This is a genomic window from Granulicella mallensis (genome assembly GCF_014203225.1).
Classification (GTDB): Bacteria; Acidobacteriota; Terriglobia; order Terriglobales; family Acidobacteriaceae; genus Granulicella; species Granulicella mallensis_A.
Map to the genome: position 1 here is coordinate 12,911 of NZ_JACHIO010000016.1, position 20,197 is coordinate 33,107.

General features: G+C 60.9%; 16 protein-coding genes. 8 read left to right on the top strand and 8 right to left on the bottom strand.

Annotation, left to right across the window (positions count from 1 at the left end):
- Nucleotides 1–126 precede the first annotated feature (126 nt).
- The 5 genes from HDF15_RS17785 to HDF15_RS17805 all read right to left on the bottom strand — a co-directional run bounded on the left by HDF15_RS17785 (nucleotide 127) and on the right by HDF15_RS17805 (nucleotide 5,967).
- A complete protein-coding gene (locus tag HDF15_RS17785; RefSeq protein ID WP_014267577.1) occupies nucleotides 127–501 on the bottom strand; it encodes a helix-turn-helix domain-containing protein in 375 nt (124 codons plus the stop codon).
- 18 nt (nucleotides 502–519) lie between these two features.
- Nucleotides 520–867, bottom strand: a complete 348-nt coding sequence (locus HDF15_RS17790) for a type II toxin-antitoxin system RelE/ParE family toxin (RefSeq protein ID WP_184257938.1) — start codon at nucleotides 865–867, stop codon at nucleotides 520–522.
- Nucleotides 868–950: 83 nt separating this feature from the next.
- Nucleotides 951–2,105, bottom strand: a complete 1,155-nt coding sequence (gene alr, locus HDF15_RS17795) for an alanine racemase (protein ID WP_184257940.1) — start codon at nucleotides 2,103–2,105, stop codon at nucleotides 951–953.
- A gap of 269 nt (nucleotides 2,106–2,374) precedes the next feature.
- Nucleotides 2,375–4,024: a metallopeptidase TldD-related protein gene (locus HDF15_RS17800; protein ID WP_184257942.1), complete on the bottom strand. Its 1,650-nt coding sequence runs from the start codon at nucleotides 4,022–4,024 to the stop codon at nucleotides 2,375–2,377.
- 119 nt (nucleotides 4,025–4,143) lie between these two features.
- Nucleotides 4,144–5,967: a metallopeptidase TldD-related protein gene (locus HDF15_RS17805; RefSeq protein ID WP_184257944.1), complete on the bottom strand. Its 1,824-nt coding sequence runs from the start codon at nucleotides 5,965–5,967 to the stop codon at nucleotides 4,144–4,146.
- A 276-nt stretch (nucleotides 5,968–6,243) separates the two neighbouring features.
- Here HDF15_RS17805 and HDF15_RS17810 point away from each other — a divergent pair, with 276 nt between their 5' ends.
- The 6 genes from HDF15_RS17810 to HDF15_RS17835 all read left to right on the top strand — a co-directional run bounded on the left by HDF15_RS17810 (nucleotide 6,244) and on the right by HDF15_RS17835 (nucleotide 13,640).
- Nucleotides 6,244–7,611, top strand: a complete 1,368-nt coding sequence (locus tag HDF15_RS17810; RefSeq protein WP_184258159.1) for a M48 family metallopeptidase — start codon at nucleotides 6,244–6,246, stop codon at nucleotides 7,609–7,611.
- A gap of 175 nt (nucleotides 7,612–7,786) precedes the next feature.
- On the top strand, nucleotides 7,787–8,128 hold the full coding sequence (locus HDF15_RS17815; protein ID WP_184257946.1) for a histidine triad nucleotide-binding protein: 342 nt from the start codon (nucleotides 7,787–7,789) through the stop codon (nucleotides 8,126–8,128).
- A gap of 81 nt (nucleotides 8,129–8,209) precedes the next feature.
- Complete coding sequence (locus HDF15_RS17820) at nucleotides 8,210–8,347, top strand: hypothetical protein (RefSeq protein ID WP_184257949.1); 138 nt, start codon at nucleotides 8,210–8,212, stop codon at nucleotides 8,345–8,347.
- A 357-nt stretch (nucleotides 8,348–8,704) separates the two neighbouring features.
- The gene (locus HDF15_RS17825) at nucleotides 8,705–9,946 is read left to right on the top strand and encodes a hypothetical protein (protein WP_184257951.1); all 1,242 of its coding nucleotides are present in this window, start codon (nucleotides 8,705–8,707) and stop codon (nucleotides 9,944–9,946) included.
- Between the two features lie 241 nt (nucleotides 9,947–10,187).
- Complete coding sequence (gene msrA, locus HDF15_RS17830) at nucleotides 10,188–10,814, top strand: peptide-methionine (S)-S-oxide reductase MsrA (RefSeq protein WP_184257953.1); 627 nt, start codon at nucleotides 10,188–10,190, stop codon at nucleotides 10,812–10,814.
- 519 nt (nucleotides 10,815–11,333) lie between these two features.
- The gene (locus HDF15_RS17835) at nucleotides 11,334–13,640 is read left to right on the top strand and encodes a patatin-like phospholipase family protein (protein ID WP_260331166.1); all 2,307 of its coding nucleotides are present in this window, start codon (nucleotides 11,334–11,336) and stop codon (nucleotides 13,638–13,640) included.
- A gap of 116 nt (nucleotides 13,641–13,756) precedes the next feature.
- Here the strand turns inward: HDF15_RS17835 and HDF15_RS17840 are convergent, their stop codons facing one another.
- The 3 genes from HDF15_RS17840 to HDF15_RS17850 form a co-directional block, all read right to left on the bottom strand.
- Complete coding sequence (locus HDF15_RS17840; protein WP_014267587.1) at nucleotides 13,757–14,506, bottom strand: metallophosphoesterase; 750 nt, start codon at nucleotides 14,504–14,506, stop codon at nucleotides 13,757–13,759.
- A 144-nt stretch (nucleotides 14,507–14,650) separates the two neighbouring features.
- The gene (locus HDF15_RS17845; protein ID WP_184257955.1) at nucleotides 14,651–15,502 is read right to left on the bottom strand and encodes an ABC transporter ATP-binding protein; all 852 of its coding nucleotides are present in this window, start codon (nucleotides 15,500–15,502) and stop codon (nucleotides 14,651–14,653) included.
- Between the two features lie 44 nt (nucleotides 15,503–15,546).
- Nucleotides 15,547–17,235 carry a hypothetical protein gene (locus HDF15_RS17850; RefSeq protein WP_184257957.1) on the bottom strand — a complete coding sequence of 563 codons (1,689 nt, stop codon included), beginning with the start codon at nucleotides 17,233–17,235 and terminating at the stop codon, nucleotides 15,547–15,549.
- Nucleotides 17,236–17,401: 166 nt separating this feature from the next.
- Between HDF15_RS17850 and HDF15_RS17855 the strand changes: the two genes are divergently transcribed.
- Together HDF15_RS17855 and HDF15_RS17860 are read left to right on the top strand one after the other, a co-directional pair.
- Nucleotides 17,402–18,466: an LLM class flavin-dependent oxidoreductase gene (locus HDF15_RS17855; RefSeq protein WP_184257959.1), complete on the top strand. Its 1,065-nt coding sequence runs from the start codon at nucleotides 17,402–17,404 to the stop codon at nucleotides 18,464–18,466.
- A gap of 528 nt (nucleotides 18,467–18,994) precedes the next feature.
- Entirely contained in the window at nucleotides 18,995–20,194 is a 1,200-nt protein-coding gene (locus HDF15_RS17860; RefSeq protein WP_184257961.1) for a geranylgeranyl reductase family protein, read from the top strand.
- Nucleotides 20,195–20,197 lie beyond the last annotated feature (3 nt).

Sequence of the window (20,197 nt, forward strand, 5' to 3'; positions counted from 1 at the left end):
AGAGGAAGAGGGATTAGAGCAAATTTCCTGTTACCGTGAAGTTGCATCGGGCGTGCAGTACCGTTTTTCTGGGAAAAAACAGCCATAAATGTCGTAGTTCCGCTATACACCTACAGGAAATTTGCTCTATCGTGCCGTCCGCGTCGTCTTCTTTTTGGAGTGGCGTCTCTTCTCTGTAACTTGAGAGGTGACAAGGATGATCGGTTCCTGGTCTGGGAACGTTGCGATCATGGTCAGATGACCGCCCATGGCCGCTACCGTACGTTGCATCGTGGACAGACGCGGGTCCTTACGTTTTTCGAGGCGCGAGATCTGCATCTGGCCCACTCCCAAAGCCTCGGCGACAACAGCCTGGCTGATCTTACGGTCTTTCCGCATCTCTCCCAGAGTCATGCGCCGCTCAACCGCCGCGAGCAGCTCGGCCCCTCTTGCTTCAATGGCCTTCCGCCGATTCTTCGGCAGCGAAGCCATTACTTCATCTGCTGCAATCAGTCCACGCATGGGTAGTCTCTCCATTGGCTAAAGGTTGTCGAGATGTTCCTTGTATCTTCTGTCAGCTTTATCAATCAGCCTCCTGTAGAAGGTCTTTTCGCTAACACCGGACTTATCACCCGCAATCAGCAAAATGGCATCCCGCTCCGGGTCAAAGGCAAAAGCAACACGCCACACTCCTCCAGAGGCCTTAAACCGCAGTTCTTTCATGTTTGTATATTTCGAATCCTTGAGGGTATCCACCTCAGGACGGCCTAAAGTGGGGCCATATGTTCGCAAAGGTATGAGCAAGGCCAGCAATTCATCCTGCGCTGCCACCGGAAGCTCATCGAACTCTGTCTTGAACCTGGGGTGGAAGTAGGCGTTCCAACTCATGAATTAATTATGCTCTAATACGCATTATGCTGTAAAGAGCATAATATTGCGTATTGCGCTTCGCTTGCCCGTGAAGTTTTGAACTACCGCAGCTCAAAGTTCGCGCGAATGCCACACAGAATGTCATACGCAATCGTGCCGCTCCAGCGGGCCTGGTCTTCGGCGGTAACGCCCTCTCCCAGCAGCACGGCCTCCATCCCCTCCTGTATGTCCGCGAGGCCGCTGACATCCACCACCGTCAGGTTCATCGACACACGGCCCACGACAGGCGCACGCTGGCCCGCGATCATCACCCAGCCATCGCCCACCCCGGAAGAAGCGGCGCGGCGATAGCCATCGGCATAACCCACCGGCAACAGCGCCAGGCGCATCGGCTGCACGGCGACGAACGTTGCGCCATAGCCCACCGTTACCCCGGCAGCGACGTCGCGCAATCCAATGATGCGCGTCTTCCAGCAGAGCACCGGAGACACCTTTGGCGCGAGCGCTCCCGCATGGATATTGCCTTCGATCTCCAGGCAATGTCCGTAGATCGCAAAGCCTGTGCGGACCATCGCGCGTGCGCCGAGCGACTTGGCCGTATCGCGAATCCACGCCATCGTGCTGCCCTCATCCACCGCCGAGGTATTGGCCAGATGCACGAACTCAAGGCGCACGCCCGCAGCCAGGGCCTGGTCTAGCGCCAGGGCAAACCGTTCGCGCTGCTCCTCGGTGATCTCCGCGCCTGCGGATTCAGAGCAGCACAGGTGCGTCATGATGCCTTCGCAGCTCACCCACCGCGAACCGGCGAGAGCCTCCAGCGTGCGCGCCAAGTCTTCGCCGGGAGCCGCTCCCTGTCGCCCCATGCCGGTATCGACCTCAAGATGCACCTGGATGCGATGCCCTGCGGAGCGCGCTGCGCGCTCCAAGACAGCAACGTGCTCGGGCGTCCAGACGACAGGCGTAAGACCGTGAGCCACCAGGGCAGGCGCGTCCGCCAGCTCCATGCCGCACATGACGAGCACGCGTATGCCGCTATGCGGAAGTGCCGCGCGAACCACCGCGCCCTCCGCCACGTCGCTGACACCAAGCCACTGGGCTCCGGCCTCCACCAGTACCGGGGCGCAGATCGTCGCGCCGTGCCCGTAGGCGTTGGCCTTGATGACGGCGAGTGCCTCCACGCCATGACCTGCAACGGCCTGTACCGCGCGAAAGTTCTCCGCCAGCCTCGCGCTTGAGATTTCAATCCAACTCTTCAAAAGTTACCTACCGCCTTATGTCCATTATCTTTCAAGCTCAGCGTGAGGCTTCTACGCTTTTGCCGTTGTCTCTGAGATAGGCCCGGGCTTTAGCCCGGGCATGACGGGACAAATACGAAGGGGGCTTCAGCCCCTGGGACAAGCCTTCCTATCTCTTGGCATCTCTGCCTGCGGACAGGAGAGCCTATCCCAGGGGCTGAAGCCCCCTTATCGACTGTCTTGAGTGTCCGGGCTAAAGCCCGGACCTATCTCAGAAGCAACAACACCCACTACTTCTGCCCATCCCCAATCGCGGGCGGCGCATAGTACGGCAGCTTCTGCTGCTGTTCGCTGGCACGCTTGACCGCGATATCGGCGAACAACAGACTCGGCGCAATCGTAGTCTCCGGCACGGGGCTCAGGGTCTGAGCGACCCAGGGCTTGCCACCCGCTGCCAGCAATCCGCTGCGCAACGAACGCTGATCGAGCTCGTCGAACACCGCTCCGCGCACCAGCGTGCGCTTGCCGATGGGCGACACGCGATACAGCAGTCGTGGCGACAGTTCCCCGCCGAGCGTCTCCACCTCGTACACATCGCGGCCCTGTTCCTTCGCCAGTGCCAGCAGCTTCGCGCGCATCTCCGCCGCCGACAACGACTGTGTCGACTTCACAACGACCACGCCGGCGCGCGAGTGCGCCGCCTGTCCCGGAGCCGCGCGGCCGTGGCCGTTCGACTCAGGAAAGTCCTTCACCGGCTCGCGGCCCAGCAGGTAATCGATCAACTTGCCGTGGTCGACTACCGTCACCGGCGCCACCGGAACACCTTCATCGTCGACAGAGTACGCACCGACCAGCGACTGGCCTTCAAAGGTATGCAGGCCGGGATCGTCGACGACCGTGAGGAAGGACGGCAACACCGGCGTGCGCAGACTCGACTGGTACGCTCCCTGCGTGCGTGCGGTGGTGCCCATGTCGGGGCGATCGGCTTCGACGTTCGGCACGAAGAGCCGGTTGATGACATCGGCGCTGGCATCGCCCGAGAAGAGCACGGGACCGTGATAGTCCTCGGCGTCGACCACCGGGGCCTCGCGCAGATCCTTGAAGCTGAGGAGATTGGCGATCGTGCGCTTGCGCAGAGCCTCTGCGCTCTCCAGGCCTTCAGCTGTGGCCGCGGAGGAGCCGTTGTTGCGGCTGAGCTGCATGCCGTCCGCCGCCTGGCCGCCCACATTGATCGAATCCGTGTAGCCCGCGTAGCCATGCCGCAGCACCGTGCCATCGGTGTTCACCGTATAGCGATTCACGATCACGGCATCGATGCTGGCGCTTGAGGACTGCACCTCTGCCGCAAAGCTGCGGACCTCGGGTGCGGTCTGGAAGAGTCCGCTGGCTTCGATGATGCGCTGCTTCCACGCCTCGCGATCCAGCTCGAGCGTCTTCAAGGGCTCGATCAGCGTGACGGGTTTGGCGGGAGTGAAGTCGTTGGCCGTGGGCGCGCTCTGGAACTGCTTGAGCGCGGCCTCCTTGGCTGAGTACGCCCGCAAGGCATTCTTGTAGGCCTCATCGGTCGCGGTCCAGAGCGCGTACTTCAGCGCGGCGGGATCGTTGTCGTTGGGGGCGAGCTGCAGAGAGCCGTCTCCACGCGAAGAGCTGGAGTCGGTGGTGTAATCGCCGATGCGTACTTCGACGCGCACGATGCGCTGACGATTCTCGTTCTCGCCAGTCAGTGCTCCGTAGTTCGCGACGGCCTCGTAGGTCTGCAGGTCTTCAAGCCGGTACTCCATGAAGTAGGGCCGCTGCAGGCCGGGCAGAACGAGCAGCGCCTTTTCGCGCGCGAGCTCCTGCTGCATCGCGGTGAGGAGCGGGTCGGAGGTGTTGGGTGCCGTCTGGGCTACGGCTGCAATCGACGATAGACCCAGGGCCAGAAGCAGCGCAGCCCTCATTGACTTAGAGGCTAAAGCCCTATTCGTGGCGGAACTTTTACGGCACGGCTGAAGCCGTGCCCTTAACGAAACCCCTCCAACCGAGGGCGTCGAAATCTTTGCCAATTGTTTCTTGAACATTAGCGGCCCCCTTTCGTTGCAGCAGGAGCATCCGTCGCCGGAGCATCCGTTGCGTCACCCAGTGGCGGCGGCTCAACGATCGGCGGGCGCGCCGTTCCCTGCGCCTGGCGCTGGGTTTCGATCTCACTCACCAGCATGGCCGGGGCTACGGCGCTGACGGGAATCGTGCCCGACTCCGCGCCACACTCGCCGTTGAAGATGTCCTGATGGTCGCCCGTCGCCACGATGCGGTTCAGTGCGGCCTGCGGCGTTCCGACGATGCTCACACCGCGCACCAGCTCGTCCGGCCTGCCGTCCACGTATACGCGATAGACCACCAGCGGGATCACCTGGAAGGCCTGCGGCGAGCGGCGTGTCGTGACCGCGAAGCCCGAGGAGATGTCCTCAAAGAACAACCCGTAGGCCTTGCCCTGCTTCTTCGCCTCGGCCTTCAGCATCTCGCGCAGCTCGGCGTCGGAGACCGTCTTGGTCGAGGTCACGATGAGGTTGCCCTGCCGTCCCGTGGGCATCTTGCCCGTCTCGGCGCGGCCGTGGCCGTTGGACTGCGCGAAGCTCGCCACCGGCAGACGCGACATGAGGAACGTCTTGAGCACGCCGTCGTCGACCAGCTGCACGCGCCGTGCTGGCTGGCCTTCGTCGTCGAATGCGTAGTGGCCGCTGAGCGGATGGCCATTGAACTCTTTCAGCGTGGGATCGTCCGCGACGGAAAGAAAGCTCGGCAGGATCGGCTTGTTCAGCAGCTTGGTGAAGGTCTGGCCCTCTTCGTCGCCGCGCTGGCGCTGGCCTTCGAGCCGATGCCCCAAGACCTCGTGGAAGAAGACCGCGGCCGCGCGGCCGGAGAGGATTGCCGGGCCGTTGTAGGGCTCGGTGATAGGAGCGGAGCGCAGATCGTCGAGATTCTTCGCCAGCGCGACAGTCTTCGCCAACACCGTCGCCTGGTCGGGGAGATGGCCGGTCGTATCGGCCTCAAAGGTCTCGACGCGGAAGAGGTCCATGCCGTCGGCGGCGCGGGTGCGAGCCACTACGACGAGCCGCGCGACCTGGTTCGGCGCGGCCACGTGTGCGCCTTCGCTGGAGACGAAGTAGTCCGTCTCGTGCGAGGTCTGCATGTATGCCGTGTCGTAGAAGATGTGCGGATAGCCGCGGAAGACGGCGGTAATCTCGCGCAGACGCTGCTCCCAGGCAGTGCGGTCGAACTCCAGCTTGGGTGCAGGGGGCAGATCGGCGCTCGCCGGCTTCTCGGTGGAGAAGTCCGCCGAAGAGTCTTCTTCCTTCGCGCGCACCTGCTGCTCGGTCTTTACCTTCTCCAGCGCATCGAGCGCCTTGCCGTAACCGCGATTGGTCGCGAACCAGAGCGAACGCTCAATCGCACCGCGATCGTCCGAGAGCGGCAGCGGCATGGTGGTCAGCGCGCTGGTGCGATGGTCGCCATGCGTGTTGTCGAGGTCCGGCGAACCGAGCCGCACCTGCACGTCGGCAATGCGCGCATGCCGGACACTCGAGTTCGTAATCGCGCCGTACTGCGCGGTGATGTTGACGTTTTCAGCGTCGGCCACCGAGTAGCTGAGGAAGTACGGACGAGGCTGCGGCGTCGCACTGGCCGACACGGCAGCCGTGCCCAGCGAGGACATCGCGCGATTCAGTTCAGCCGACATCGCCTGCATCAACACAGGGTTCGTCGCAACCGCGGGATCGCCCGGTTTGGGGTCTGAGGCCCTTGCCTGCGTGAGAGTTCCGGTGGCCAGTACAAACGCGGCCAGCCCCAGGGACGAAATAGAACGATGACGGCGAAATAAAGATTTGGGATAAATCGGAGGTGTCAAAGAAAGCCCGCTTCTTGAACGAAGGATCGTAAGCAGAGTGTACCGAAGATGCCGATGTTCGCTCGCGGTATCTACACTCTTGGACGGACCACGAACCGAAAGGCACGTTTGAAACCGGTATCCTTTCTAGCTCCTGGCCCGTCCAAAAGTGTGCTGACGATGAAAACAAACAAGGACTCAAAGACCAGGATCATCGCTGCTCACGAAAGACCGGCCGGCGCAACTTGCGGCGTCTCGAACCATCGTGCAGACTCAAAACACTACGAAAGGATTTTGATGCACCTCCTCCGGCACGTTGTGTTCCTCTGCCTTCTATTTCCCTTTGCAATCTCTGCACGAGCCGGTGAGACCCCAGCCGAGCATACGGCGAACGTCTACGCGCAACAGGAGATGACCGCAGCCCCTCGGCACGGCAATCTCCCCGACTACTCGCTCTCGCCGGACAAGCTGGCGAAGGCACAGCACCTCGCAAAAGTGAGAATTACACTGCACTTTCTGAATGCGGTGTGGAGCATCGTTCAACTGGCCCTGCTGCTATGGCTGGGAGTTGTGGCCTGGATGCGCAGTCGCGCCCTGGGCTCGAGCGGAGGTCTGCGCGAACAGGGCAGGTGGGTCCTGGCCTTCTGGCAGGAGTGCCTCGTCTTCACCTTTCTGTTCAGTATCGCGAACACCTTGCTCGACCTGCCGTTGAGCCTCTACAGCCATCGGCTCTCCGTCCAGTACGGGCTTTCCATCCAGAGCTGGTCAAGCTGGTTCAGTGACCTGGCAAAGGGCTGGGGCGTTACGCTACTCGGCGAGTTCCTGCTCTGCGCGCTGCTGATGTGGATCATCCGCTCGCTGCCCCGCACCTGGTGGCTGGCGTTCTGGGCGGTGATGATGCCCCTGACGATCATCGCCATCTATGGAATGCCGCTGGTGATCGACCCGCTGTTCAATACCTTCGAGCCGCTGCAACAGTCGCAGCCGGCGCTGGTGGCCCAACTGGAGAAGGTCGTCGAGCGCGGACATATGAACATCCCGCCGGAACGCATGTTCCTGATGAAGGCCAGCGCCAAGACGACAACGATGAATGCCTATGTGACCGGCTTCGGCAACTCCAAGCGTGTTGTGGTCTGGGACACCTCGCTCGCCAAAGGCACGCCGGACGAGATCCTCTTTATCTTTGGACACGAGTCCGGCCACTACGTGCTGGGGCACATCCTGCGCCGCATCGTCATGACCTTCCTCGGGCTCTTCGTCGGGCTGTACCTTGCGTTCTTCCTGGTGCGCTGGGCGATTGCGTACTTCGGCAGGCAATGGAGAATCCCTTCCCAGGCGGATTGGGGCGCACTCGTCGTGCTGCTCCTGGTGTTTACGATCTTCAATACGCTGGTGGAACCTGTAACCGAGAGCCTGACCCGCATGCAGGAGCACGCCGCCGATGTATACGGGCAGGAGGCCATTCACGGGATCGTAGCCGACCCGCAGACGACCGTAAAGGACGCCTTCAATGTGCTGGGCGACAGTTCGCTGGAAGACCCAAACCCCAACCCGTTCGTGGAGTTCTGGATCTATAGCCATCCGGCGGTCGGACGTCGAGCGGCCTTCGGCAAGGCTTACGATCCCTGGGCCCCGGGCATGGAGCCGAAGTACTTCAAGAGGTAGAGGCGTCTCTAAGACTGACCTACCCTCAAACGTTGTCATCTCGACCGACGGCGGCAAAGAACGCCGCCTTCGGTCGAGATGACAACGTTTGGGGTAGGTCAGTCTTAGCAACAAAAACAACGTCGATTCGCAAAACCTTGACCCTCCCCTGCCGACTATTTACTGTCAACACACGATGACCGATTGCCTGTTCTGCAAGATCGCCGCCGGAATAATCCCCGTAAAGCGGCTGCACGAGGACGAGCAGGTGCTCGCCTTTCCCGACATCAACCCCCAGGCCCCGGTGCATGTGCTGGTGATCCCCAAGCGGCACCTCGCCTCGCATGCCCACGCCACCACGGAAGACGCCGCGATGCTGGGCCAGCTTCTGTCCGCCGCGGGCGAAGTAGCCCAGGCGCAGGGGCTCGAAAACGGCTATCGGCTAGTCATCAATACCGGCCCCGACGGCGGCCAGACCGTCGACCATCTGCACGTGCATCTGTTGGGAGGAAGGCACTTAGGCTGGCCTCCGGGCTAGCTCCTAAGTTTCGACGTCACGATTTCCCTCCCGGCGGGGATACCGATTAAAACTGGAAGACCTGAAACAGACCTTGACGAAATGCGATCTGGTGGAATTATTTCGACTTCCACGCATCCCATCATCTGCGGTGCGGGCTATCTGCAGTTCATGGGACGGGGTAACGTGCTGGCAGTTGGCAATTTCAGCAATCTCTATGCGCAGATTGAAAGCAATTAGGCCCAGCACTGTGGCCAGCGTCGTCTATTTCACCAAAGAAGGCAATTCAGTCGCTATGGCTGCGTCACCACTCCGGTCTGCGGCAACGAGGCAGGCGTATTAGACGCTGGGCCTTCGGCCTGGCTGAAGCCAATCCCGTCCAATCCGTGCCTCAACAATAGTTGATAGCGCTCGACCTCGCTTCAAGAGCAGTTTGGGTGGCAAGTGAGAACCTATACCCCGTCGAAACGATGAAATTTCCCTCGGCGAGATCGAGCCGATCGGGAATTTAACTTCTGAAGCGGAGTTATACGTATTGAGAATTTATAAATGATGTCCAAATAGGAAATTTGGCTTCGTTTCTTGCAGGAGGAACCTATGGAAACCCAACGCGTTGTCCTCGAGCTTTTACCCTATGGGGGTAGGGGAGCTAGTAACCGTTTGTCTCCCAACTCAATCAACGACGCTAAGCTCCTCATTCATGAAGAAATCTTCCAAAAATACCGCGACCACAAGCGCGCAGCCTACGAGAAGATGGAGGAGCGACTGAAGGGCGCCGCCGCGGAGTATCAGGAGAAGCTGACCGCCGGACAACCGACATTAGACAACGTAAAGAAAGTAGAGCTCCCAGGCAAAAAGAATGCGGCGGCGCGCAAAGAGAAATACGACTACTTTAGGTCGAAATGGAGACATGATGTCTATGATCCGATCTTTACAGAATACGAACAGGACAGATTCCGTGGAAAGGAATACGAACCGGGAAGATTCTTTGGCACAATCGCTCAGGGAGTAACCGTGGAATCGCTGCTGAACGACATCAAAATCAAGCTCAAAGCGATGCATCCGGAGATGATAATGGTGTACGTCCCTGTAGGAAATGTGACAGTCGTTTCCGTGGCCGATCAGTTCGGCCAGGGCGCGGTGCTTGTGGCGCGCGTCTATAAGCAAGAGGCGCGGTTCAAAAGAATATATAAAGGAAAAGAAGATCTGCCTGATGTTTTCGAGCATCGCGGCAACAATCGCCACTATGTTCTGGATCGTTATGGAATCTTCATACCGCGGTTTCTGATCAGAAACCTCAGTGCCAATGATGACGAGTTACTGAAAGCAGGACTTCGGTCCCGCGATGGCCGTACGCCGAATTCCAACTCAGCGGCTTTTGTAGATGGGGTGGTACGCCACCTGCGCGCCGCCCAACAGGGCGGCAGTTATTTCATTTCGACGACATCGACATCGAAGCACATCTATGGGTCGACGGGGGCTAACTTCTATTCACCGCAGACAGGACAGGTTTTAATTGACGCCGCCGTCATTCCTCAGGATGACCTCGTAGACGTTCACTCTCCTATGGCGATGGCCACAATACTGGGAGTGGAGGAATACGACTGGACTTTGGAATTCAAAGAAGACGACCAGTCTTACCAGGCCATGGCGGCAGCACGGGATGCGATTCGTACCCGAGAGATTGTTGTGCACGGGTCTATACCAAATCATGCGATTGCTAGAATTCGGGCTCTGAATTTGGGCATCATGGGATGGACAACTCCGTGTTGCTATGCGACCCACGGGATACCTACAGATCCCTCCATCAATCAGCGTCTGCCAAGCTTCGCTAAATGATCTGCGATGTAAACGAGCCAGCTAGCCCAGGGGAGAGGCGATGTCTGCCCAACGAATTTCGATCACCTGCAAACATCTATCCAGGAATACAACCTTTTTAGAATGTTATAGTTGAAGCAACACCTCAAGGCCCGCTTGAGGTGGGGTTAACTACCATGGTTCCACGTGGAACATGGGCCCTTCGCATCGAGATACAGGCCTCCTGCGTCCAATGACAGGCAGCACAGACTGGAGATGTTCAATGGCTATCGAATCTAGAAAAGAACCCATCCCCGCCCCCCTGCACGATATAGCAATGCCCGAAAGCGGCTGGGAGGCCGGGCAGCACGAGACGGCGGTCTTCGCCGGTGGCTGCTTCTGGGGTGTTCAATCGGTTTTCCAGAGGGTTAAAGGCGTGATTCAGACGACAGTCGGCTACTCCGGTGGAGCGGCTGAGACCGCCGACTACAAGACCGTCTGCAGCACGGAGACCGGCCACGCCGAGGCGCTGGAGATCGTCTTCGATCCTGCAAAGGTGAGCTACGGAACGCTGCTGCGGATCTTCTTCTCGGTGGTCCACGACCCCACCCAGCTCAACCGGCAGGGCGGAGACATCGGCACAAGCTACCGGTCAGCGATCTTCTACACTGACGACCAGCAGAAGAAGGCGGCCGAGGATTACGTGAAGCAGCTCGACGCAGCCCACATCTTCGGCAAGCCGATCGTCACGCAGATCGTTCCGCTGGAAGCGTTCTACCGCGGCGAAGAGTACCACCAGGACTACGCGATCAAGAACCCGCACAACCCGTATATCCAGGTGTGCGATATTCCGAAGATCGGGGCGCTTCAGCAGCAGTTTCCCTCGTTGTTTCAGGAATATACGCGGTAGGTAGATTCCTGCCTTTTGGCATAACAGAGATGCTTCACAGCCCCAAAGGGGCGGTCTATCCCTTGGACTGGGATAGGCCGCCCCTTTGGGGCTTTACTCTCACTCCGACTGCAATGTGCTTTTTGTCTTTGCTTTTCTTGTTTGTCATTCCGAGCGTAGCGAGTGAATCTGCTTTCTCCCGCTTTTTGCCAGTTCCACCTCAAACGTCACGGTCCCTCGGCTTTAGACATGGAGTTTCCCAGGTAATACGAACGAAGAACGGGAGGAAGCAGATTCGCTCGCTACGCTCGGAATGACAAACAAGAAAGGCAACAGCAGAGACGACAGCAGATTCCCTGCGGGAATGACAACAAGAAAAGCAAAGGCAACGACGAAGGCGTCCTCGGGGATATCTATCTGACTCGATGATGGTTCCCCCTCTGGCTTACATCGCGTAGTCTTCATCGTGCGTCTAAGGACACATACCAGCAGGTGGTGTGCCCCAGTGTGTTTTAAGACTGGGGCAGAAACGGAACGACCTTGAGAACGACCTTGGAACAGCTTTGGGCACGCCCGGCTACCCTGCTGGCGATGGCCCTGATCATGGGTGTAGTCGCGCACGGGCAGGACTCCAAATCGTCATCCAAGCCTGCCAGCGCCGGCGAGGATTCGGCCAGCACCAGGCAATTGAAGCTTGGCCCGGTCGATCCTTCCGTCCCCCCGATCGACCTGCCGAAGAATCGCCCGGTCATCGGCGTAGCCCTGGGCGGCGGCGGCGCGCTGGCGATGAGCGATATCGGTGTGCTGCAGTGGTTTGAAGAGCACCATATCCCGGTCGATGTCATCGCCGGAACCAGCATGGGCTCGATCATTGGGGCGCTCTACTCCACCGGCCATACCACCGAGCAGATGACGCACATCATGACAGACGAGTCGGTCGCCAGCGTCTTCCGCATCGACTCCGCCTTCTCGTCGCGCAGCTTCCGCCGCCGCGAAGACAGCCGCGAGATCCCCAACGCCGTAACCGTCGGGCTCAAGCACGGGGTCTCCTTTCGCAACTCGCTGCTGACCGACACCGGCCTGAACGAGCTGCTGGACAAGGAGTTCCTGCGCTACAACGACCAGACCGACTTCAACAGCCTGCCCATCCCCTTCCGCTGCCAGGCCACCGACCTGAACGACGCCAAGACCGTCACCTTCGCACGCGGCTCGCTGCAGGACGCGGTGCGGGCTTCGGCCTCGATCCCCGGCGTCTTCCGCCCCTTTCAGCTCGACGGGCATGAGTTCGTCGATGGTGCAATCCTCGAGAACCTGCCGACCGCCGACGTGAAGGCCATGAAGGCGGATGTGATCCTCGCCGTCAGCCTGCCGCTGCAGCCCGTCGGCAAAGGCGATCTGGATTCGATCCTGGGCGTGTTGCAGCGGGCCTTCTCGGTCGGCATCGAGGCCAATGAGATCCGCGACCGCAAGCTGGCAAATGTCGTCATCATGCCCGAAATTACGGGCTTCGGCCAGGCCGACTACCTGAAGACCGCCAAGCTGGCAAGGGTCGGCTACGACGCCGCTGAATCGCAAAAGGACCAGTTGCTGAAGTATGCGCTCAACCAGGCCGATTGGGATGAGTACCTCGCTCACCGCCGCGCGAAGGAGCGCGGTCCGGCAGGCTCGGTCGTGCTGGTCAAGATCAAAGCGCCGAACGAATCGGTGAAGGAAGCCGTCGAGCGCAAGTTTGGGCCCCTGGTGAATCAGCCCGTCAACACCGACCAGGTGGAAGGTCTGCTCGCCGACGTCCGCAGCGATGGGCGCTATGACGCCGACTACACCGTCGGCTACGACTCCCCCGATTCGACGCGGCCCATCCTGCTGGTAACGGTGAGCGACAAGAAGACAGGGCCGCCGTTCATGGATCTGGGCTTGAATCTCGCCGCACAGACTGGAGGCGTCACCCGCGCCACGATCAGCACGATCCTGCTGGACCAGGACTTCGGCGGCTATGGCTCGGAGCTGCGCGCGAAGATCGACTTCGGCTTCCTGACCCGGGTCGAAACGGAGTACTACCGCAAGCTGAACTGGAAGGGCCTCTTCGCCGCACCTCGCGCCAACCTGACACGCGAACCGTTCTACATCTACAGCGGCTCGACGCGGCTCTCGCAGCGCCAGTCGCAGCTCGCCGGAACGGGTGCGGACATTGGCTGGGGCGATGGAAAGCAGCAGGAGCTGCGTGCCGGCTGGCAGTTCCAAAACGTGCAATGGACGACCACCACCGGCTCCGACGGCCTGCCGAACTACAGCGGCAACTCGCAGACGGCGCGCATCCGCTATGTTTACGACTCCCAGGACAGGGCTCTGGTACCGCAGTTCGGCGTGCGCGTCGTGACGGACCTGGGCTACCTCTACGCAACACCGGGAAGCCCCAGCGCCCCGCAGCTCTTCGGTCAGATCTCGTTCGCGCACACCATCGGCAAAAAGAACATCGTGCTGGCCAATGGTGAAGGAGGAACGATGTTCAACCGCAACGTCGCACAACCCTTCCGCTACACGCTGGGCGGACCGCTGCGTCTGAGCGCCAGCGCCATCGACCAGTATCGCGGCACCGACTACTTCCTGATCACCCCGGGCTACCTGCGGCGAATCGCAACCCTGCCCGCGCCACTCGGCCAGAGCATCTATGTCGGCCTGACCTATGAGGCCGGCCAGATGCGTGCCCCGGATGCGTTACCGATCACCCGCCAGGACGTGTACTTCGGCCTGGTCGCGGAGACTCCGCTCGGCGTCATCACCATCGCCCCTTCGGTCGGCGACCACAACGAGCACAAGTTGACCTTTACGCTGGGGAGACTGTTTTAAAAGCAGAGTGTAGAGAGTAGAGGATAGAGTGTAGACGCGATTCGCCTTGACGATTCGCTGCCCGTTCGAGGGGAGGCTGTCGTCTACACTCTATCCTCTACTCTCTACACTCTGTCTTATCGCCCTTCGCTCAACCGTGCTGCCAGACGTTCCGGCAGGGCGGCCTTGCGGATCGCTGCCTGCGCTCCGGCGACGTCGTAGGGGATGCGGCAGAAGGTGATGCACTCGGCCTGGTCGTCGTAGATCGCATAGGCTGCGCGCCAGTCGCCATCGCGGGGCTGGCCGACCGAACCGGGATTGATCAGGTGCCGCGTCCCGACGGGGACCTCCATCGTGACCTGCTCGGGGGTATCGCGTTCGAGGTACTGGGGACGGTCCTCTTCCCACTCCTGCTCGCTCTGGGAGAAGCCTCCCTGCACATGGGTGTGGCCGAAGAAGGTGATCTCGGTCTCCATCCGCTGCAGCGGCGTCCAGGCGTCGCGCATGGAGATGATGTAGTGGTCTTCATGCAGCGGCGAACCGTGGGCACACATCGCCCGCGAACTCGCGCGCACCGGCCCCTGGGGCATGGAGCGCACCCACTCGAGGTTCTCCGGCGTGAGCTTGCGGTGGGTCCAGTCCGCGGCCATCGCGGCGATGGGATTGAAGCCTTGCGAACTGGTGAGGCCGCAGCAGACACGATCGTGATTGCCGCGCACGTTCACGGTTGCCAGCGGCCGAATCAGGTCGATGACCTCATTCGGATTGCCGCCGTAGCCGACCGTGTCGCCGAGGTTCCAGAGAGCGTCGAAGGCTCCAGCCGCAGCGAGCACGGCCTCAAGTGCCTGAAGGTTGCCGTGAATGTCAGAGACGATGAGAACGCGCATGAGACGAAGGGTCAGTCTACTCCATTAGCGGCAAGATAGGGATAGAGACTGCCCCTGCATACGCGATTTAAGCTTCGAGTTGCGAGTGATGAGTTACGAGTTGCGAGACTCGTAACTCGCGACTCACAGCTCGCAACTCAAAGCCTACACCGTCGCCAGCGGCCGGTCGCGCGGCGTCGTCATCGAAGGCGCAGAAGCCAGCAGACTGCGGGTATAGGCATGCTGGGGATGCGTGAAGATCTGCGTCGCGCTGCCCTGCTCCACGATCGCTCCGTGCTGCATGACGGCAACCCGGTCGGCCACCTGCGAAACTACCGCGAGATCGTGCGAGATGAACAGCATCGACAGATTGTGCTCCGCCCGCAGACGTTTGAGCAACGCGATGATCTGCGCCTGCACGGTGACGTCGAGCGCGGTCGTCGGTTCGTCCGCGATCAGCAGGCGCGGTTTATTGATCAGCGCCATCGCAATCACGATGCGCTGGCGCTGGCCGCCGGAGAACTGGTGGGGATAGTCGTCAATGCGGCGCTCGGGATCGGGTAGCGCGACCTCGCGCATGGCTTCGAGCACGCGCTCCCGGACCTCGCGGCGCGAGGTGCGAGGAGCATGTGCCAGCAAGGCTTCGGCAATCTGCTGCCCAACCTTCATCACTGGATTCAGCGCGGTCATCGGCTCCTGGAAGATCATTGCGATCGAACGGGAGCGATGCCGGCGCATGGCCTCCTCCGGCAGATGGAGCAGGTCTTCAGGCTCCTTCCCCGTGGGCGCGAAGGCGATGCTGCCGTTCACACTCGCACTGGGTGGCAGAAGCCGAAGCAGCGCCAGCGAGGTCGCCGACTTGCCCGAACCGGATTCACCGACCAGGCCGAGCGTCTCGCCGTGCGCGAGGTCGAACGAGATGCCATGCACGCACTCGCGTCCGGAGAAGGCGATACGAAGGTCGCGAACCGAAAGCAGATTCTGGATGGCCGTGGGTTCGTTCTTCGAAGGGTTCATCGTTGTAACGAGAATAGCGAATGACGACGAAAAACAGGCAACGACTACTTCGGCAGAATGTTCAACGTGCGCCAGGGACTGATCTTCATCTCGCCCTCAGCGCCTACGCTCCACACGCGCCAGCGATATCGTCCCTGGCTGCTGGCGAACTGCGCGGTGACCCGCGTCTGCAGCTTGGGGTTGTGGTCCGGAGCCAGATAGAGGTGCGAGTCCAGCCAACCGCCGCGCGACCGCTGCCACTCCACTACCTGCAGCCCGGCGCCGCCGCCGTTATCCCACCACAGCTCCGGTACCGGGGGACGCGAATCGCCATCCGCCGGAGAAGCCTGCGAGATGCCCACCACTCCAGCGTGCCGCTCCGCTCTTGCCGGGGGGCTGGTATTTGCCAGAGCCAGGCGCTCGCTCTGCTGCTCTACCTCCGGCAGATTCAGCGACACATGCAGAACCTTCCAGGCCCCGCTGTCCGCCCGGCGCAGCACCACCAAAGGGTGGGCCAGTCCAAAGACGCTGTCCGACGAGACCATCACGCGCAGCGCCACAACCGCCAGGCGCTCAGCCGTCGAAGCCTGTATCACCTCGACACGAACGGCCCCGGCATCGGCCACTCCGTTCCCGGTCGTCGCCAGCAATCCCTGCCCCAGCCGCGGCGAAAAATCCGCCATGGAAGGGTCGGCAGCCTCACCCAGGTTCTCTCCGCGCAGCAGATGTCCTATCGCGCTTACGGCTACGTCCGCCGCGTCCTGCGACCGCTTCGACGAACTCTGCTGCACACAACCCGCACAGCTATCTCCCTCGCTCATCCACAGCGCAAAGGCCTTTGCGGTCTCCATGTGCGGCGCCCGGGCAAGAATTGCAAACTCCGGGGTAAAAGATTCTCCGTAGGGCAAACCATCCGCCAGGAAGGATGCCGGCTGCAGCATTGCCAGGCCAAATCGACCTTGCAGCCCGCTCCACCACTCCGCCGACAGCGGTCCGATCAGCAGATCCGGATAGGCTGTCGTTCCCTTGACGGCTGCCAGGTCGTCCTTCAGATCGTCCACATACACATCGACGAATTGGACCTGAAGCTCCGGAAAGAGATCCTGCAGGTCAGCTGCAAGCCTTTCCTGTAAAGGATCCGGCTTTGGCGCATTGGCGGCACTCGTTCCGGCCTGCGCGATCGTACTCAGCGAGTTCCCGAAGCTTCCCGCAGTCTGGCCATGATTGCTCGCGGCGGTGCCGTAGGTGCTTGCCGTCTGTCCATAGCTGCCTGCAGTCTGGCCATGGTTGCTCGAGGCCGTGCCAAAGCTGCCGGACGGCTGGCCGAAGCTCCCGGCAGTCTGTTCCTTGTAGTCGCTCGCTTTACTGGACGGGTCCGCAGGAGTGCCTGCGGTGTTGCCGTTCGTATTTTGATCCGTGGAGGGCATCGCGTTTTCAGCGCTGATGGTGGGGCTGCTGGAGGCCACTCCATAGTTGCTGGAGGCTGTCCCATAGTCGCTGGCGCTCTGGCCAAAGCTGCTGGCGCTCTGCTCGCGGTAGGTGATCTCCGCCTGGTCACGATTTCCGGCGGACGCGCCCCTTGGCCGATGTCCGGAGGCCGGCCTCAGGACCCAGATGGTGAGACGCCCCTGTCGCAGCGCGTCTAAAGAATCTCCAGGATCTCCGGCGGAATCTTCAGACTGCGCCCGCGCCGAACCGGCACAAGCCAGCAGCACGAACATCGCACACCACGTTGCCCATTGCTTCGCGCGCACGATGCTCCTCCGCTGGACTTCTGGCCTTCTCGGCAAGTTTACAGCCCAATGAAGATTGGACGCCCACAGGATGCGAACGTCGCAGAGCTTTTGCTCCTGTCCTCCCATTCACAGCTCCACAGCGAACACCTCGCGTCCAGAGCCTGTGTTCGCTCATCCAATGGATATGAGCGACACCCTTCGCCTCTCAGTGCTCGACCAATCTCCTGTCCTTGCAGGCTCGACGCCTGCCCAGGCGCTGGCCAACTCGCTCGACCTCGCGCAGCATGTCGACCGGCTCGGCTATACGAGGCTGTGGTACTCCGAGCACCATGCAATGGATCTGCTCGCCTGCACTGCGCCGGAGATCCTGATCGCGCGGGCTGCCGGGGCGACGAAGCGGATTCGCGTTGGGTCCGGCGGAATCATGCTCCCGCACTACTCGCCCCTGAAAGTAGCCGAAGTCTTCCGCACCCTGCATGCGATGTTTCCCGAACGCATCGATCTCGGCATCGGGCGCGCACCGGGCGGCGGACAGCTCGAAGCCTACGCGCTGCGGCGCAACCGGCAGGGAGCCCAGACGGACGACTTCCCCAAGCAGCTGGCCGAGCTGCAAGCCTTTCTGCACCCCGAGCGCTTTCCGGACGATCATCCCTTCCGCAACATCCGTGTCGCTCCCGATGCACCCGGCGCGCCTGACATCTGGTTGCTGGGCTCGTCGATGTGGTCGGCGGTGACAGCCGCGCAAGAGGGCTTGCCCTACGCCTTCGCCCACTTCTTTTCCCCGATCGCGACGCGCCAGGCCATCGAGCATTACCAGCGTAACTTCCAGGCCTCTTCCAGCCGCACGAAGCCTGAAGCCACACTGGCCATCGGCGTGATCTGCGCGCCTACCGAGGAGGAGGCGAAGTATCTCCATGCTTCGGTACGCCTGCTGCAACGCCGCATTCGCATGGACGACCGCCGTCCCGTCGCCAGCCCCGAGGACGCACTGCGTGAGTTGGGCGCCGTTCCTACAGCGCCCAATCCGCTGCTGTCGTTTACAGCCGGAACCCTCGATGCCCCGGAAGAGGGAGAATGGCCGCGCTACGTCGTCGGCACCCCGGAACAAGTCGCCGCAAGACTGCGCTCGCTGGCGGAAGAGCTGCATTTGAAGGAGTTGATCGTGAACACCATCACGCACTCGCATGAGGCGCGGCTGCGGTCTTACCAACTGCTTGCGGAAGAGATGCATCTTGAATTGACGGCATAATTGTTTGAGGTGGTGTCGCAGGTCAGCTTCGAGGAAGAGATCGAACGGGGCTGGGTAGTGTCTGACGAATCGACAAGTACGCTTTTGCTGTTGTCTCTGAGATAGGCCCGGGCTTTAGCCCGGGTATTACGGGACCAATACGAAGGGGGCTTCAGCCCCTGGGACAAGCCTTCCTCCCCCTTGGCATTTTTGCTTGCCGAGAGGAGAGCCTATCCCAGGGGCTGAAGCCCCTTTATCGCCTGTCTTGAATGTCCGGGCTGAAGCCCGGACCTATCTCAGAAGCAAAGACAAAAACAAAAGCCACTATCTCCGATTCGTCAGACACTCCCTAAAGCCCAATTCTTGCCTGGCCCTTATTCCGTAGCCTAAAGGCTACGGCTCCCTCCGTCTCCGTGACGCTGAAGCGTCACGAAACGCGCTTCGCGCAATTGAATGAAACAACTTCTGACCGCTCCCACATAGCGCCCTCCTCAAACCGCATGATTTGTGTTCAGTTTGGCTCAACAGGCTCTAAACTGAACACAAATCATGCTCTCTTACGATGTCCTGATCCTCGGCGCAGGCCCAGCGGGATGCTCTGCGGCTTATGACCTTGCCCGCGCAGGCAAGCGCGTCCTGATGCTCGACAAGCGCACGTTTCCACGCCATAAAGCCTGCGCCTGCGGACTCACACGCAAGACGCTGAAGGCTCTGCGCTACTCCGTCGAGCCGGTCGTCGAACGCGTGTGCCACGAGATTGTGCTGCGACACATCGCATCCCGCACCGCGCGGCGCGTCCTGGTGCGAACCCGCGATCCCATCTGCGCCATGGCCGTGCGCGAACGCTTCGACGAATTCTGCCTGCAGCAGACACTCGCTGCCGGAGCGGAGCTGCGCAAGGTTGAAGGCATCGTTGCGCTGCGCGAGGAGACAGATCGGATAGAGATCGACATAGCGACCGCAGCCGGCATCGAGACAGTGGAAGCTCCCGTGGTGATTGGCGCCGACGGCTCCAATGGACAGTCACGACGGCTCGCCGAGGGGCTGCGCACCAGCAAAGAGGTAAGGGCTGCGGCACTACCCGCTGAGCCGCAATGGTATGCGCGCGGGTTTGCGTTGGAGGCCACCGTCCCTTACGCGATGCTGCCCATAGCTCTTCCCGGCGGCGATACACCGCAGGATCTCGTCTTCGATTTTGCTCCTCTACCCGGCGGCTATGGCTGGCTGTTTCCCAAGGGCGACCATGTCAACATTGGTGTCGGAGTCTTCGCGCCAACCCCCACGGGAGATGCCTGCCTGAAGAGCGTGACACGCGCCTTACTGGCCGAGTACACAAACGCAAAACTCGGCATCACAACCCTCCCGAATATCACGGGGCAATCTCTTGGCATGGGCGGACAGGCCTATGTGCCGCGTGGGCGCGTGCTGCTGGCAGGGGATGCCGCCGGCCTCGTCGATCCGCTGACCGGAGAAGGCATTTATTCGGCGATCGTAAGCGGACAGGCTGCAGCTGAGGCGATCCTCGCCTGCGACACTACAGACCTCACCGAAGAGTATGCGCGACGCCTGCAACCCTTGCAGAAGACCCTGGCCTTTTCGCGTCGCGCGGCACAGTCGTTTTATGCGCAACCGGAACGTGGGTTTCGCGTGATGCGAACGCCGCTACTGCGCTCGCTCGTACTGAAGACCTACTCCGATGGACTGCCACCCACAAAGCTGCTGGGCATTCTGTCGAAGATCTTCGCATAGACA

Coding starts and splice junctions, on each gene's coding strand:
- HDF15_RS17785 (WP_014267577.1), bottom strand. CDS start 501: ATGCGTGGACTGATTGCAGCAGATGAAGTAATGGCTTCGCTGCCGAAG.
- HDF15_RS17790 (WP_184257938.1), bottom strand. CDS start 867: ATGAGTTGGAACGCCTACTTCCACCCCAGGTTCAAGACAGAGTTCGAT.
- HDF15_RS17800 (WP_184257942.1), bottom strand. CDS start 4,024: ATGAGGGCTGCGCTGCTTCTGGCCCTGGGTCTATCGTCGATTGCAGCC.
- HDF15_RS17810 (WP_184258159.1), top strand. CDS start 6,244: ATGCACCTCCTCCGGCACGTTGTGTTCCTCTGCCTTCTATTTCCCTTT.
- HDF15_RS17815 (WP_184257946.1), top strand. CDS start 7,787: ATGACCGATTGCCTGTTCTGCAAGATCGCCGCCGGAATAATCCCCGTA.
- HDF15_RS17820 (WP_184257949.1), top strand. CDS start 8,210: ATGCGATCTGGTGGAATTATTTCGACTTCCACGCATCCCATCATCTGC.
- HDF15_RS17825 (WP_184257951.1), top strand. CDS start 8,705: ATGGAAACCCAACGCGTTGTCCTCGAGCTTTTACCCTATGGGGGTAGG.
- msrA (WP_184257953.1), top strand. CDS start 10,188: ATGGCTATCGAATCTAGAAAAGAACCCATCCCCGCCCCCCTGCACGAT.
- HDF15_RS17840 (WP_014267587.1), bottom strand. CDS start 14,506: ATGCGCGTTCTCATCGTCTCTGACATTCACGGCAACCTTCAGGCACTT.
- HDF15_RS17845 (WP_184257955.1), bottom strand. CDS start 15,502: ATGAACCCTTCGAAGAACGAACCCACGGCCATCCAGAATCTGCTTTCG.
- HDF15_RS17855 (WP_184257959.1), top strand. CDS start 17,402: ATGAGCGACACCCTTCGCCTCTCAGTGCTCGACCAATCTCCTGTCCTT.
- HDF15_RS17860 (WP_184257961.1), top strand. CDS start 18,995: ATGCTCTCTTACGATGTCCTGATCCTCGGCGCAGGCCCAGCGGGATGC.